Source organism: Zestomonas insulae, from assembly GCF_016901015.1.
Taxonomy (GTDB): domain Bacteria; phylum Pseudomonadota; class Gammaproteobacteria; order Pseudomonadales; family Pseudomonadaceae; genus Aquipseudomonas; species Aquipseudomonas insulae.
Map to the genome: position 1 here is coordinate 297,061 of NZ_JAFEUP010000004.1, position 12,418 is coordinate 309,478.

Below are 12,418 nucleotides of genomic sequence, written 5' to 3' on the forward strand. Positions count from 1 at the left end.
TCGCGGCGCGGCGTGCCTGTAGGAGCGAATTCATTCGCGATCCTGAGCGTGGCCGATCGCGAATGAATTCGCGCCTACTCGCGGTAGCCCTGGCTAACCAGCCAGGCGCGCAGCATGGCCTGCTGCGCGGGCGGCAGGTCGCGCAGTGCGCGGTCCAGCCCGGCCCCACCCTGCAGGGCGCGCACCAGCGGCGCCACCGCGACGCCCTGCACATGCCAGATGCCCAGCGGCTGATCGGCGGTGACCACCACCTCGGCCTCGTCGATCGCATCGCCACAGATCACCGGCGCGCGTACCACGTGCACCTGACTGAAGTCGGCAGCGGCGTGCATCGGCGCGCTGTCCGGCCAGTGCCGGCGCTCGCGCCAGAACGGCTGCTCGTTCCAGCGCTGTTCGAGGGCGTAGAAATCCCGACCGGTGCGGGCGAAGCGCAGGAACAGCTGCTCCACCCGCTGCTGATGAAAGTGGCGGGCCAACTCGCCGCGCTCGGGATGGCGCAGCAAGGTGTTGATCACCGCCGGCGCCTGCAGCGCTGAAGACAACGACTGGAAAATCCCGTTACCGGACAACGGGTCGACCGCCATCGCCGCGTCACCGACGCGCAGCCAGTTCGTCCCGCTGGCCTCATGAAAGAGAATCGCCGTGCTGCTGCGTGCATGCAGTTCGCTCGCTTGCAGCGCCGCCGCGCCGAAAAGCTCCTGCACCAGCGCCGACTGGCTACGCCGCTGCGCGCAATAGGCGGCCAACTGCTCCTTGCCCGGCAACTCGGCGTTGGCCGCATCCAGGGTCAGCTGCCAGTAGCAGCGGCCGTCGGCCAGGCGCGCCATCCACGCCCAGCCATCGACCAGGCTCTCCACCGCCGATGCCGCGGGCCCCGGCGCCTGCTGCCAGCGATTGAGCAGGCTCAGGGTTTCCGGGCCACGGCGCCGACCGCCGGCCAGCGGCGCCTGCCGGCCGCGCGCCTCGACCAGGAAATCCGCGGTCAGCGTCGCCCCCGATTCGAGGGCAACCCGATGGCCGTCGGCGCCGGAGTCGATCTGCCGCACCCGCGCCTCGATCAGCTCGACGCCCGCCGCGCGCAGGTCGTCGCGCAGCGCCGCGTCGAAGCGCGGGCGATCGAGGAGGAATTCCTGATTGAGCACCTGGCTTGCGCCGTTCCAGTCGACGCGGCGCGGCGATGGCGCGGCGGCACTCGCCAGCGCGCGCGTCAGCCCGGCATGGCGCAAGCCATCAAGGACTCGCTGCGAAACGCCCTCCAGCGCCGCGAAACGCCGCCACTCGCTGACCACGCAAACTTCGTAGCCCAGGCGGCGCAGCCCGAGGGCCACCGCCGCGCCGGCCGGTCCGGCGCCCAGCACGAGGATGCGCGGTTTAGGCATGTGCCGGCCCTCGCCGTTCCGGTCCGACAAAGGCCGCACCGGCGCGCAGCCAGGCCTGCACCACGGCGAGGTCGGCGCCGGGCTCGCGCTGCAGGAAGTCGACAATCAGCGCGCTGAGCGCTGCACAGGCGATGCTCGCACCGACCACGCCCTGCACCGCGGCGACCGGCGCGCCGAAGTCGGCCTGCGCGCTGTTCAGCCACGACCATTGCCCGGGCGCGCAGCGCGCATCGCCGGTGATGCGCAGCACCTCGGGGTAGCTGGCGGGAAACACCGGCTCGCCCTGGGCTGGGCTCGACGCGCAGAGCAGGATGCCGGCGTCGCGCGCCGCCGCACAGGCATCGCGCAGCACCGGCCGGTCGCTGCGCACGCCAAGGCTGAGGTTGATCAACGCCACACGCTGCTCGATCAGCCAATGCACCGCCGCAGCGATCTGCAACGGGCTGGTCTGCCAGCGTTCGGCGAATACCTGGGCGACGCAGAACGGCGCACGCGGCGCCGCGCCGGCCAGGGTATCGAGCACCGCCGTGCCGTGGCCGAGCGCATCGGCCTGCGCCTCTTCTTCGACCAACGCCTCGCCGTCCAGGCGGAAGCGCCGTGCGCTGTGCACCCAGGCGGCCTGCCGTGGCGCGTAGCCGCTGTCGACGATGCCGACGCGCAACTCAGTGGCCATGGTTCATCGCTTCACTGTCCAACTGGCGCAGCTGCCCCGCCTCGAGGCGGAAACTCAGCTCGGCTTGCGCCAGCGTCGAGGGTCGGTGGCTGATCAGGATGCGCGTGCGTTCGGCGAACAGCTGGTCGATGGCAAGGATCATCTCGCGCTCGGTGGCCTCGTCGACCTGCGACGTGGCCTCGTCGAGCACCAGAATCAGCGGGTCCTGCAGCAGCGCGCGGGCAATCGCGATGCGCTGCTTCTGGCCGCCGGACAACTGCTGACCGCGCTCGCCAAGCTGGCTGTCGAGCCCCTGTGGCAGCGACTCGATCAGACCATCCAGGCGCGCCAGCTGCGCCACACGCAGCAGCGCCTCGCGACTGGCCTCGGGGGCGCTGTAGGCCAGGTTGTCGGCCAGGCTGCCACGAAACAGCACGATGTCCTGACTGACCACGGCGATGCGCCGGCGCAGGGCGAACAGGTCCAGCTCGCGCAGATCGACGCCATCGAGCAGCACGCGGCCCTGTTCGGGGTCGTAGAAGCGTTGCAGCAGATCGATCAACGTCGATTTGCCGACTCCGGAAGCGCCACTGATGGCGACCTTGCGCCCGGCCGGAATCAGCGCGGAGACGCCGCGCAGGACCGCCTCGGCGCGCTGCTCATGGGCGAAATGCACGTCCTCGAAACGCAACTCGCCGCGTCCTTCCGGCAGCGCGCGCGGAGCCGCCGGCTGGCTGACCTGCACCGGTTCCTGCTGCAGCTCCATGACCCGGCCGAGGCTGACGGTCATGCGCTGCAGCGCGACATACAGGCCGAGTAGGCTCTGCACCGGGCCGACCGCCATGCCCAGGTAGGTGGAAAAAGCGATCAGCGCACCGAGCTGCCAAGTGCCCTGTACCACCCAGTAGCCGCCGATGAGGAAGGCGCAGGCGCGCGACAGCGAAGTCAGCGTGCCGGGCACCGCATGGGTGAAGAATTCGGTGACCTGCAGCTTCAGCAACTGGCTCATGTAACCCTGGCCGAGGTTTTCCAGGCGCCGTGCCTCACGCTGCTGCTGCCCGGCGGCCTGGATGAACTTCATCGCCGGCAGCGTCTCGACGAGAAACGACGACACGTCCGCCGAGCGCTCGCGCAGTTGTCGCACATCGCGCTCGACCTTGCGGCGCATCCAGCGCAGCCACACCACTTCGATGGGGATCAGCAGCGCCAGCAGCAGCGACAATTGCCAGGACAGCATCAGCATCAGGCCGATCGCCCCGAGCAGACCGATCACGCTGGATACCGCGGAGAACAGGGAGTCGACGGCGAAACGCTGGATCTCGGCGACGTCGCCGTCCAGCCGCGAGAGCAGATCGCCGATGCGCCGGCGGCCGAAGAAGGTCGGCGACAGCTGCTGCAGGTGGCGGTACAGGTCGTCGCGCAAGGCGAACAGGATGCGCCCGGACAGGCGCGTGTGCAGATAGCGGTTGAGGCCGGCGAGCAATGTGCCGAGGATGCCGACCAGGATCATCGCTACCGCGACCTTGACCAGCATCGGGAAGTCCTTGGCGAGCAGGCCGTCGTCGATCAGCGTCTTGGTCAGCCAGGGCTGCGCCAGCACCAGCAGCGAGGCGCACAGCGACAGGCCGAGCAGCGCGAGGATGGGCCGCCGCTGCGGACGGACGAAGCCGTACAGCCAGGACAGCGCGCGGCGCAGCAGTTCAGGGTCGTTGCTTTCGACCAGCTTGAGCAGAAATCGAATCATTGCGCCTCGCCGCCACCGCCCATCAGGCCCGCAGCTGCTTGAGCTTGCGGTACAAGGTGGCGCGGCTGATGCCCAGCGAATCGGCGGCGGCGGAGACGTTGCCTTCGTGGCGCGCCAGCGAATTGCGGATCAGCTCCAGCTCGCTCTCGCGAATGCTGCCCGACTGGCGGTGGCCGCTGCTCAGCTCCTCGAGCAGCGAATCGGTGAGGTGCTCGATGCTCAGCACTGTCTCGCCCGATTCGCGCATGGCCAGCGCGGCGCGCAGCACCATTTCCAGTTGCCGCAGGTTGCCCGGCCAGTCGTAGTGACTGAGCAGGTCGCCAAGTTCCTTGTCGACGCTGACCGGCTCGCCAGCCAGCTTGCGCAGCATGCTGGTGATCATCCCCGCCAGGTCTTCGCGCTCGCGCAGCGCCGGCAGGCGCAGGTTGATGCCGTTGATGCGGTAGTAGAGGTCTTCGCGGAAGCTCTTGTCCTGCACCAGGCGCTTGAGGTCACGGTGGGTGGCGCAGATCACCGCGATATCGATGTCCTGCTCCTCGCCGGCCCCGAGTGGCGCCACCTTGCGTTCCTGCAGCACGCGCAACAGGCGCGCCTGCATGCTCAGTGGCATGTCGCCGATTTCATCGAGGAACAGCGTGCCGCCATGGGCCTGCATCAGTCGGCCGACCACCCCGCCCTTGCGCGAGCCGGTGAAGGCGCCGTCGCGGTAGCCGAACAGTTCCGACTCGATCAGCCCCTCGGGAATCGCCGCGCAGTTGACCGCCACGAACGGTTTGTCGGCCCGCGCGCTGGCCTGGTGCAGGGCGCGCGCCACCACTTCCTTGCCGGTGCCGGTCTCGCCCAGCAGCAGCACCGGCAGGTGCCCGGCCAGGCCTTGCTGGGCCATGCGCAGCGAGCGCGCCAGGCGCGTGTCGGGCCCGGCCAGTTGCTCCAGGCTCTGCTGCTTCGGCACCGGCGCACGGGCCACGGCCACCGCGCCGGACAGATTGGCGCAACGCGGAATCTGCAGCGCCTTGAAGAAGAATTCGCCCTTGGCGGTCTGCTGGCTGCTCACCCCGCCCTGCAGCAGGCGCGCCATGAACTGCACGCTGCCGCTGCCCAGCAGGTCGGCGCTGCGGCGGCCGACCAGCGCCTCGCGACTCAGGTGCAGCAGGCCGCAGGCCTGTTCGTTGGCGGCCAGCACTTCGCCGTCCAGGCTCAACGCCAACAGGCCGTGCCAGGCCGAACCGAGGTATTGCTGACGGTTGTGGAAGGCCAGCACGATCTGCTCGGGATAGAAAGCGCCGAACAGCCGGCTTTCGATATTGCTGGCGGCCAGCACCAGGGTCGCCAGGCTGTCCTGCGGCTGCGCCATCTGGCCGTCGCGGGTCAAGTCGAGCACACCGATCACCCGGCCTTGCGGGTCCTTGATCGGCACCGAGGTGCAGGAGAAGCGGCTGAGGCGATCAAGGTAGTGCTCGCCGCGATTGATCAGCGTCGGCCGTGCTTCGACCAGCGCGGTGCCCAGCGCATTGGTGCCGCGCAGCGATTCGCTCCAGCAGGCACCGGGCTGCAGGTCGAGCAGGCCGAAGGTTTTCAGGTATTCGGTCTGGCCTTCGACGGCGAGCACCGTGGCGTCGGCATTGCCGAGGATGATCAGGCCGCCCTTGCCCTGCTGGCTGACCAAGTACTCGAGTTCCGGCGTCGCGGCGTCGATCAGCAGGCGGTTGTTGGCCAGCAGCACTTCGAGGTCATTGCTCTGCTGCCAACCCACGGCCTCCTGATCGATGCAGCTCAGCCCGTGGCCAATGCTGCGTCGCCACGAGGCGTCAATCTCCTCGCGCAACACGCCCTGGGGCAGCTGGCCGTCGCTGATCAGCTTCTCGCGGACTTGTCGCGCTTCCTGCAGGGGATCGTTCGCGGTTGTTGTTATCTGGGCCATCAGTCGCTCCGGCGGGGCTATCGGTCCGCAGTGCAGTCCGAGTGTCGGTGGCAATCACGTGTCCTGAATGTCTACACCCACCACCACGTGCCGTAAAGGGCGCTCCACGGCAAGCCGAACGGCGCGAGTGGGCAAAAATCAGCGCAGTAGCGGCCAACCGAGAGTCGCATAGGCTTACGTTAACGTAAAGGGCAGCGTGCTCTGCCGCGTTATGGGCGGATCGCAGCACTTCTGTTGGGGAAGCCTCCCGCCCGGCGGCACGCTCAAGAAGGCTGGTCTAGGCTCACCCCAAGGTTCAATCGCAAGGAAGCTGCCTGGAGAGTTGCATGCTCAGAAGTAGTCACCGGGAACAGTTCCACGCGCTGAGCGCTCGACCGCCACACCCTACCCCTCAACCTGTCTGCCCTCGCCCATCTGTTGAGCATCTCCATCAGATGCGGAATAGCGTGGCCACTGCTGGCGGCGCACCGTTGAGCGGCCGGTCGGCTTCACTCCGCTGCATACCACCAGGCCAGCACCAGCGGACGCCGAATCATCGGCAAGCGACGTGCCGTCCCCATTCACTGCTGATCCAGGCGCCGCAACCGCCGGGCGCGGCAAGTCCTGCTCCACAAACCACACGGCAGCACCGTCAGAAGGAGTAACACGATGCAATTGAAGTCGATGGCGATAGCGCTATGCCTGACATCCCTCGCGCTCACTGGCTGCTCGAGCAAATACATCGAGCCTGAGGAGTTCTCCGGGTTTCTGCAGAACTACAAGGCGCTGCAAGAAGAGAAATCGCCCACCGGAGCGCCGGTTATGCGCTGGATCAAGCCTGGCGTGGACGTCAGCCGCTTCACCAGTGTGTACATCGAGCCCAGCCAGCTTTATCCGCAGCCGCAGGCGACCGAGAAGATTCCGACGAGCACACTGCAAGGCATCACGACTTACTACGATCAAGTGCTGCAGACCCAGTTTGCCAAGGCCCTGCCGCTGGCGACCGGTCCCGGCCAAGACGTGCTGGTAGTACGCCCCGCAATCACTGCCGTCAGCGCCGAGACCAAGGGGCTGCAACCCTACGAAGTGATTCCCATCGCCTTGGTAGCAGCGGGCGTCAGTGCCGCCACGGGCATCCGTGATCAGGACACCAGCCTCGCCACCGAGGCCGCCTTCCTGGATGGAGGTAGCAACGAGGTCGTCGCCCAAGTCGTGCGCAAAGGCGCCGGCGCTGAGCTGGACAATTCCTCGCAGGTCATGAAGCCCCAGGACGCCCGTGCCGTGCTGGATGGCTGGGCGCAAGACATGGTCACGTCGTTCCAGGCATTGAAAGCCCAGTAGTCCAGCGCTCGGTGGCGCTCGATCGCGATGTGGCCAGCGGTTATAGCGCTACTGAGCTCGTTGGCACTTTGAATAAGTTCGCTTCCAAACCGCTGACAGTTGCGTGGAATGGCGCGACGCATCAAGCAAGAAGGCGCTTGTGATGAAATTGATCGTTCAACGCTTGACCTACGGCGGCAGCACGCCAACGGCCAGCATCTGGAAACTTCTGGTTCAACATCGTCACCCCCTGATGCTCCTCTGATGCCAGCTGGCATCTAGGGCAAGCCGCTGGCAAAGGCCGGCGGCTTGCCTTTTTTTGTGTATCTACGCAGCTGGCCTCGCATATCGCTCTTGAGCGAACCCGCCAGACGCTGCGCGCCGCCGTGACGAACATTGACCGCTATCAATACGCACCGCCGATCTCCGGCGGAGAATTGGCACGCCCTACTGAGGCCCGCGTACAACTGGCGGCGCAGCTATGCGACAATGCGCGCCAAATTCCGGTATGAACCCCGCCTCTATCTCTCAGCAGCTAGGCCCTAGTGCATAGATGTTGCTGTCCAATTTTGCCCGCTGGATCAGCTCACGCCCTGACCGGAGTGAGCTGGACGCGCTGAGTATTGGTCGCGAATCGGTCTCAACCGCCCCAGCCAGTCGCCCGTTATTGATAGGTAAGACCTTTGATTTCCACCGCTAATATCACCATGCAATTCGGCGCCAAGCCGCTGTTCGAGAATGTCTCGGTCAAGTTCGGCAACGGCAACCGCTACGGCCTGATCGGCGCCAACGGTTGCGGCAAGTCGACCTTCATGAAAATCCTCGGTGGCGATCTCGAGCCGAGCGGCGGCCAGGTGATGCTTGAGCCGAACGTGCGCCTCGGTAAGCTGCGCCAGGATCAGTTCGCCTACGAAGAATTCAACGTGATCGACACCGTGATCATGGGCCACGAGGAGCTGTGGAAGGTCAAGGCCGAGCGCGACCGTATCTACTCGCTGGCGGAAATGAGCGAAGAAGACGGTATGAAGGTGGGTGAACTCGAAGGCGAGTTTGCCGAGATGGACGGCTACACCGCCGAATCGCGCGCCGGCGAGCTGCTGCTCGGCCTGGGTATTCCGCTCGAACAGCATTTCGGCCCGATGAGCGAAGTCGCGCCGGGCTGGAAGCTGCGCGTGCTGCTGGCCCAGGCGCTGTTCTCCGATCCCGAAGTGCTGCTGCTCGACGAGCCGACCAACCACCTGGATATCAACACCATCCGCTGGCTGGAAAACATCCTCACGGCGCGTAATAGCACCATGATCATCATTTCCCACGATCGGCACTTCCTGAACTCGGTCTGCACCCACATGGCCGACCTGGACTACGGCGAGCTGCGCCTGTTCCCGGGCAACTACGACGAGTACATGACCGCTGCCACCCAGTCGCGCGAGCAGCTGCTGTCGGACAACGCCAAGAAGAAGGCGCAGATCGCCGAGCTGCAGACCTTCGTCAGCCGCTTCTCGGCCAACGCCTCCAAGGCTAAGCAGGCCACCAGCCGCGCCAAGCAGATCGACAAGATCCAGCTGGCCGAGGTCAAGCCATCCAGCCGCGTCAGCCCGTTCATTCGATTCGAACAAACCAAGAAGCTGCATCGCCAGGCCGTGACCCTCGAGAAGGTGTCCAAGGCCTTCGATGACAAGGTGCTGTTCAAGAACTTCAGCTTCACCGTCGAAGCCGGCGAGCGCGTGGCCATCATCGGCCCCAACGGCATCGGCAAGACCACCCTGCTGCGCACCCTGGTCGGCGAAATGACCCCGGACGCCGGCGCGGTGAAGTGGACCGAGAGCGCGGAAGTCGGCTACTACGCCCAGGACCATGCCCACGACTTCGAAGACGACGTCAGCCTGTTCGACTGGATGGGCCAGTGGACCCAGGGCGAGCAGACCATCCGTGGCACCCTTGGCCGCATGCTGTTCTCCAACGACGAGATCCTCAAGTCGGTCAAGGTCATCTCCGGTGGTGAGCAGGGCCGCATGCTGTTCGGCAAGCTGATCCTGCAGAAGCCCAACGTGCTGGTGATGGACGAACCGACCAACCACCTCGACATGGAATCCATCGAGGCGCTCAACCTGGCGCTGGAAAACTACCCGGGCACGCTGATCTTCGTCAGCCACGACCGCGAGTTCGTCGGCTCCCTGGCCACTCGCATCATCGAGCTGTCGGCCAGCGGCGTGGTCGACTTCAGCGGTACCTACGACGACTACCTGCGCAGCCAAGGCATCGTCTGATCGCCCCATTCGCCCTGATATCGCTGTGCGGCGCACGGCGATATCAGGGCGATGAATAAGTGCCGAGCTTATCGTTAGCTAGCTTTCTTTTATTTCGCGCAGCGGCGATGATTGAGCCAGTCCCCCGGCTCGCGTACCGCTCACGATGTCCAGTTCCAGCTCCACCCCCCCTTCGTCGATGGCGATCACCCTGCAGATCCTGGCCATTGTGTTCTTCTCGTTCGTCGGCTACCTGTGCTCCGGCATCCCCTTGGCGGTGCTGCCCGGCTTCGTGCACCAGCAGCTCGGCTTCAGCAGCACCGTGGCCGGCCTGGCCATCGGCTTGCAGTACTTCGCCACGCTGGTCGGCCGCCCGATGGCCGGGCGCCTGGTCGATACCTACGGACCCAAGCGGGGCATGCTCTACGGCCTGAGCGGTATTGGCATCAGTGGCCTGATCACCCTGCTGGCGACCTCCATCAGCCAACTGCCAATGGCCAGCCTGTTGATCCTGCTCGGCGGCCGCGTGCTGCTCGGCGCGGCGCTGAGTATCGTCGGCATCAGCGCGATCAGCTGGGGTATCGGCAAGCTCGGCGCGGAGTACACCGCGCGGGTGATTTCCTGGAACGGCATCGCCGCCTATGCCGCGATCGGTATCGGCGCGCCGCTGGGCGTGCTGATGACCGCCGACCTCGGCGTGTGGACCATCGGCGCCTCGCTGTCGCTGCTCGCCGGCCTGGCGCTCGTGCTGCTGTGGCCGAAACCGGCGGTACCGGTGATTCCCGGCGAGCGTCTGCCGTTCCTCGCCGTGCTCTGGCAGGTCAGCCCGTACGGCATGGGCCTGGCGCTCGGCTCGATCGGCTACGGCACGCTGACCACCTTCATCACCCTCTATTACGCCAGCCGCGGCTGGGATGGCGCGGCCTACTGCCTGACCGCCTTCGGCATCGCCTTCATCGTCGCGCGGCTGCTGTTCATCAACAGCATCAACCGCCTCGGCGGCTTCTCGGTGGCTATCGCCTGCCTGGCCATCGAGGCGCTCGGCCTGCTGTTGCTGTGGTGGACGCCGTCGCCAGTGCTCGCCCTGGTCGGTGCCGGCTTGGCCGGCTTCGGGTTGTCGCTGGTCTACCCGGCGCTGGGCATCGAAGTGATCGGGCGCATTCCCGCTAGCAGCCGCAGCGCGGGACTCGGCGCCTATGCGGTGTACTTCGATCTGGCACTGGGCATTGCCGGGCCGCTGATGGGCATGGTCGCCGGTCGCTACGGCTACCCGTCGATCTTCCTGGTGTCGGCGGCGCTATCGGCGCTCGGCATGCTGCTCGCGGTCGCCCTGGCCCTCAACAAGCGCGGAAGCGTCGACGCCTAGCGCCTCACGGAAGAATCGCGCGGCCTCGGCGTTCAGACGCCGATGCACGGCGGTACGGTCGACCCCGGCTGCGTCCTGACAGATCTCCGCCATCAACGCGGCCTGCTCCGGCGAGCACGGCGCCATGAACACGAAGTGCCCGGCACCGTCGAGCAGGCGGTACGCCACGGTCTGCGCCAGGTGCTGCGCCAGCGCATCGGCATTGTGCTTGCGCGGCACCAACTGGTCGTCCGCGCCGACATAGAGCAGCACCGGCACGCGGACGCCGACCAACTCCTCAGGCCCGAACAGCAGTCCAGCGGGCGCCAGCAACAACACGGCGCCGACGCGCGGGTCGGCGCGCGGCACCAGGTCGTCGCGATCCACCCGCAAGCCATCCGCCGCGCCGCACGCGTCCTGATCGTCGCGGTGCTGGGCGCAGTAGCGCTGCAGGCGCTGCGGACTCGGCTTGGCCCCGGCCAGGATCAACGCCGTCTCGCCGCCGGCGGAGTAACCGATCAGGCCGATGTGTTGATCGTCCAGCACGGGGCCCAGCAGACGATCATCGACTACCGCCTTGATCGCTTCGGCCGCCTGCATCGGCCGGCCATACAGGTTGCTCACCGTGCCCCGGCGGCTGTGGCCCTGGTCGTCGTCGCCGAGGTGCCACGGCGCTACGACTACGAAGCCTTGGCGGGCCAGATAGATCGCCAGATCGTGGTGCGCCAGCGGGCTGCCGCCATTGCCGTGGGAAAGTACCAGCAGCGGATAGCGCCCCTTGGCGGCCTTCGTGTCCTGCACCGCCTCCAGTCGGTAGGGGCCGATGCGACTGCGCCCTTCCGGAGACGATGAGGGATAGAAGGCGATCGCACTGAGCGGGCGCTGATCGAGCGGGTCGACCAGCTGTAGCTGGCGAAAGCCAACGCTTGGCGCGGCCAGCAGCGACCCGGCAAAACCCAATCCACAGATCAGCAGCAGCCAACCCCGCGCAAACATGGTGCTCACCTTCTTGGTCGCGCACTGCCGTGTTCCGCAAATGAACACGGGACTGGCCCGGCTGGGGCAGTCCCGTTAGGTATTGCATAAGGTGAGCCACTGCGCCCGTTTGGACGCGCCGGGGTCAGGCCAGCGCTGCCTCGAACAGCTCTTCGATACGCGCCTGAGCCTGCTCGATGGCCGGAGCCCGCACCGCGTCGCCCATGGCCAAACCGTGAGCGTGCACCACCTGCACGTCGTGGATACCGACGAAGCCGAGGACGAATTTCAGGTAGTCCTCGTGCGCCGCAGCGGTCGGTTGGCCAGCGTGCTGGCCGCCGGCCGTCGAGACGATGATCACCCGCTTGTCGCCAGCGATGCCTTCCGGCCCCTGCTCGGTGTAACGGAAGGTCTTGCCGGCGACGGTGATGCGGTCGATCCACGCTTTCAGTTGGCTGGGCAGCGCGAAGTTGTACATCGGCGCGCCGATCACCAACGCATCGGCGGCGAGGAACTCATTGAGGGCCTGCTCCGAGCGCTCCGCTTCGGCTTTCTGCAGCGCATCGCGCAGCTCCGCCGGGGTGCCGCCAGCCGCCAGGCTGAGGGCGGACAGGTGGCCGAGCTCGTCGGCGGCCAGGTCACGGTAGCTGATCTCGACACCCGGCTCGGCGGCCTGCCAGGCGGCAACCACGGCGGCGCTCAGTTGGCGGGACACGGACGAATCGCCGAGGATGCTGGAATCGATGTGCAGAAGTTTCATGGGCAAGGCTCCTAATTCTCGAATCGCCGGTTGGCGTTGGAGAAAGATGCTACCCATGCAGCCAATTCTTGATTAGCCTGCAAAATTGCGATGGATC

General features: G+C 66.4%; 9 protein-coding genes. 3 read left to right on the forward strand and 6 right to left on the reverse strand.

The annotated features are described in order from the left end of the window. Positions 1-74 precede the first annotated feature (74 nt). The 4 genes from qhpG to JQX08_RS14830 are packed head-to-tail and all read right to left on the reverse strand — an operon-like array spanning position 75 to position 5,696. Complete coding sequence (gene qhpG / locus JQX08_RS14815; RefSeq protein WP_205349169.1) at positions 75-1,379, reverse strand: flavin-dependent monooxygenase QhpG; 1,305 nt, start codon at positions 1,377-1,379, stop codon at positions 75-77. Then, positions 1,372-2,052, reverse strand: coding sequence for a subtilisin-like serine protease QhpE (gene qhpE, locus JQX08_RS14820; RefSeq protein WP_205349170.1), 681 nt, complete (start codon positions 2,050-2,052; stop codon positions 1,372-1,374). The genes qhpG and qhpE overlap by 8 nt, the downstream gene beginning before the upstream one ends. Continuing rightward, on the reverse strand, positions 2,042-3,775 hold the full coding sequence (locus JQX08_RS14825) for an ABC transporter ATP-binding protein (RefSeq protein ID WP_205349171.1): 1,734 nt from the start codon (positions 3,773-3,775) through the stop codon (positions 2,042-2,044). Before JQX08_RS14825 ends, qhpE begins: the two co-directional genes overlap by 11 nt. Before the next feature lie 22 nt (positions 3,776-3,797). After that, positions 3,798-5,696, reverse strand: a complete 1,899-nt coding sequence (locus JQX08_RS14830) for a sigma-54-dependent Fis family transcriptional regulator (protein ID WP_430472537.1) — start codon at positions 5,694-5,696, stop codon at positions 3,798-3,800. 648 nt (positions 5,697-6,344) lie between these two features. Between JQX08_RS14830 and JQX08_RS14835 the strand changes: the two genes are divergently transcribed. The 3 genes from JQX08_RS14835 to JQX08_RS14845 all read left to right on the forward strand — a co-directional run bounded on the left by JQX08_RS14835 (position 6,345) and on the right by JQX08_RS14845 (position 10,607). Next, positions 6,345-7,016 (forward strand): DUF3313 domain-containing protein, encoded by a 672-nt coding sequence (locus JQX08_RS14835; protein ID WP_205349172.1) that lies wholly within the window; start codon positions 6,345-6,347, stop codon positions 7,014-7,016. 662 nt (positions 7,017-7,678) lie between these two features. After that, positions 7,679-9,262: an ABC-F family ATPase gene (locus JQX08_RS14840; RefSeq protein ID WP_205349173.1), complete on the forward strand. Its 1,584-nt coding sequence runs from the start codon at positions 7,679-7,681 to the stop codon at positions 9,260-9,262. A gap of 145 nt (positions 9,263-9,407) precedes the next feature. Further along, positions 9,408-10,607, forward strand: coding sequence for an MFS transporter (locus JQX08_RS14845; protein WP_205349174.1), 1,200 nt, complete (start codon positions 9,408-9,410; stop codon positions 10,605-10,607). On the opposite strand, the gene JQX08_RS14850 is transcribed toward JQX08_RS14845, so the two are convergent. Both JQX08_RS14850 and JQX08_RS14855 read right to left on the reverse strand, forming a co-directional pair. Continuing rightward, positions 10,539-11,582, reverse strand: coding sequence for an alpha/beta hydrolase family protein (locus JQX08_RS14850; RefSeq protein ID WP_205349175.1), 1,044 nt, complete (start codon positions 11,580-11,582; stop codon positions 10,539-10,541). The genes JQX08_RS14845 and JQX08_RS14850 overlap by 69 nt on opposite strands. Before the next feature lie 124 nt (positions 11,583-11,706). Continuing rightward, positions 11,707-12,321 carry an NAD(P)H-dependent oxidoreductase gene (locus JQX08_RS14855; protein ID WP_205349176.1) on the reverse strand — a complete coding sequence of 205 codons (615 nt, stop codon included), beginning with the start codon at positions 12,319-12,321 and terminating at the stop codon, positions 11,707-11,709. Positions 12,322-12,418 lie beyond the last annotated feature (97 nt).

What these genes read in the sequence shown, in the direction of transcription:
- JQX08_RS14830 (WP_430472537.1), bottom strand. Translation starts at nt 5,696, where the DNA reads ATGGCCCAGATAACAACAACCGCGAACGATCCCCTGCAGGAAGCGCGA.
- JQX08_RS14835 (WP_205349172.1), top strand. Translation starts at nt 6,345, where the DNA reads ATGCAATTGAAGTCGATGGCGATAGCGCTATGCCTGACATCCCTCGCG.
- qhpG (WP_205349169.1), bottom strand. Translation starts at nt 1,379, where the DNA reads ATGCCTAAACCGCGCATCCTCGTGCTGGGCGCCGGACCGGCCGGCGCG.
- qhpE (WP_205349170.1), bottom strand. Translation starts at nt 2,052, where the DNA reads ATGGCCACTGAGTTGCGCGTCGGCATCGTCGACAGCGGCTACGCGCCA.
- JQX08_RS14855 (WP_205349176.1), bottom strand. Translation starts at nt 12,321, where the DNA reads ATGAAACTTCTGCACATCGATTCCAGCATCCTCGGCGATTCGTCCGTG.
- JQX08_RS14825 (WP_205349171.1), bottom strand. Translation starts at nt 3,775, where the DNA reads ATGATTCGATTTCTGCTCAAGCTGGTCGAAAGCAACGACCCTGAACTG.
- JQX08_RS14850 (WP_205349175.1), bottom strand. Translation starts at nt 11,582, where the DNA reads ATGTTTGCGCGGGGTTGGCTGCTGCTGATCTGTGGATTGGGTTTTGCC.
- JQX08_RS14845 (WP_205349174.1), top strand. Translation starts at nt 9,408, where the DNA reads ATGTCCAGTTCCAGCTCCACCCCCCCTTCGTCGATGGCGATCACCCTG.